The 2,072-nt window shown below is 71.0% G+C and carries 1 protein-coding gene; it reads left to right on the forward strand.

Annotation, left to right across the window (positions count from 1 at the left end; translation table 11 throughout):
* Nucleotides 1-212: 212 nt before the first annotated feature.
* Nucleotides 213-1,790, forward strand: coding sequence for an ABC transporter substrate-binding protein (locus tag ROTAS13_RS23525; RefSeq protein WP_253187752.1), 1,578 nt, complete (start codon nt 213-215; stop codon nt 1,788-1,790).
* Nucleotides 1,791-2,072 lie beyond the last annotated feature (282 nt).

Below are 2,072 nucleotides of genomic sequence, written 5' to 3' on the forward strand. Positions count from 1 at the left end.
ATCCCCGGCGAGGTGCTGCCGCCGCCGCTGCGCCAGCAGCGCGGCTGAACCGCGCGCCGCCGTTCACGCGGCGTCAACCATGGGCGTGCCAGGGGGAGCCATGAACCGCCCGCCCGGCACGGCCCCTCGCCCCGGAGCCCCGTCGCTTCCGGGGCCCAGAGCCGCCCGCAGCGGCCGGACCGGACACGCCAGACACACGGATGGAGACCACCATGCTGAAACGAGTCCTTCTCGGCGGGATCGCCGCGCTCTCGCTCACCCTCGCCACGGCGGAGGCGGGCGCGCAGGAGCTGACCATGGGCGTGGGGGCGCAGGTCACCTCGATGGACCCGCACTACCACAACCTCACGCCCAATTCGGGCGTGGCCGGGATGGTCTTCGGCACGCTGGTCGCCACGGATGCCAATGTGCGCCCGCGGCCCGGCCTCGCCCTGTCCTGGCGCCCGGTGGACGAGACGACCTGGGAGTTCAAGCTGCGCCCCGGCGTGAAGTTCCATAACGGACAGGATTTCACGGCGGAGGACGTGGCCTTCACCATCGCCCGCGTGCCGACGGTGCCGAATTCGCCTTCGTCCTTCGCGCAGTATGTCCGGGCCATCAAGCGCGTCGAGATCGTCGATCCGCTGACCGTCCGCTTCCACACGGAGGCGCCCTATCCGCTGCTGCCGACCGACCTCGTGAACGTCATGATGCTGGACCGCCAGACGCATGAGGGCGCGACGACCGAGGACTTCAACAGCGGCAAGGCGGCGATCGGCACCGGCCCCTTCCGCCTCGTCTCCTACCGCAGCGGCGACCGCATCGAGCTGGAGCGCAACGACGCCTACTGGGGCGACAAGCCGCACTGGTCCAAGGTGCACTACCGCATGATCACCAGCGACGCCGCCCGCACCGCGGCGCTGCTGGCGGGCGATGTGGACGTGATCGACCAGGTGCCGACCAGCGACCTGAAGCGGCTGCGCGACGACAAGCGGATCAATGTCGAGGAGACGGTCGGGCTGCGGCTGATCTATCTCGCGATGGACCAGGGCAACGAGGGCGATTCGCCCTTCGTCACCGGGCCGGACGGGCAGAAGCTTGGCCGCAACCCGCTGCGCGACGCGCGGGTGCGCCAGGCGCTGTCGATCGCCATCGACCGGCAGGCCATCGCGGCGCGGGTGATGGAGGATGCGACGGTTCCCACCGGGCAGGTCATGGCGGAGGGCACCACCGGCTACGTGCCCGACCTGCCGGCGCCCAAGGCCGATCCGGAGGCGGCGAGGAAGCTGCTGGCCGAGGCGGGCTATCCGCAGGGGTTCCGCATCACCATCCACGGCCCCAACGACCGCTACATGAACGATGCGCGGATCATCCAGGCGGTCGGGCAGATGTGGACGCGCATCGGCGTGCGGACCCAGGTCGACGCGCAGCCCTTCACCGCCTTCATCGCGCGTGCCAGCCGTAGCGACACCAGCGTCCACCTGATGGGCCTGGCGGCGACCAGCGGCGAGGCCTCCACCATGCTGCGCGCCCTGCTGGCGACGCAGGACAAGGAACTGGGCACCGGCGCCTCCAACCGCGGGCACTACTCCAACCCTGCCTTCGATACGAAGCTGAACGAGGCCATGCGGACCCTCGACGACGCGAAGCGGGAGGCGATCCTGCAGGAGGCGACGCGGATGGCGATGGCGGATACGGGGCTGATCCCGATCCACATCCAGAAGAACGCCTGGGCGCTGCGGCACGGCCTGAGCATCGACGCCCGCGCGGACGAGTACACGCGGGCCCAGGACGTGCGTCCGGCGGACTGAGCCGCCCTTGCCGGGTGGGGGTGTGCCGGGTGCCATCCCGGCAGGCCCTCGCCGGGCTGTGACACCGCTACAAGACACCGGCCTCCTCCGGCGAGCGTTTCGTGGATGCGAGGAGCGTGGCGCTGGTGGGACAACCATGGGGCGCGGCGTCCTCCATCCGCGATACGGACAGGAGAACCGCCATGGACCAGGACGAGAGCAGCGCCTCCCGCCGCCGGCTGATGCAGGGAACCGCCGCGGGGCTGGCGGCGATGGCGGTGCCGGGCCTCGCCGCCACGGCGC

Source organism: Roseomonas sp. TAS13 (assembly GCF_001950415.1).
Lineage (GTDB): Bacteria > Pseudomonadota > Alphaproteobacteria > Acetobacterales > Acetobacteraceae > Roseomonas > Roseomonas mucosa.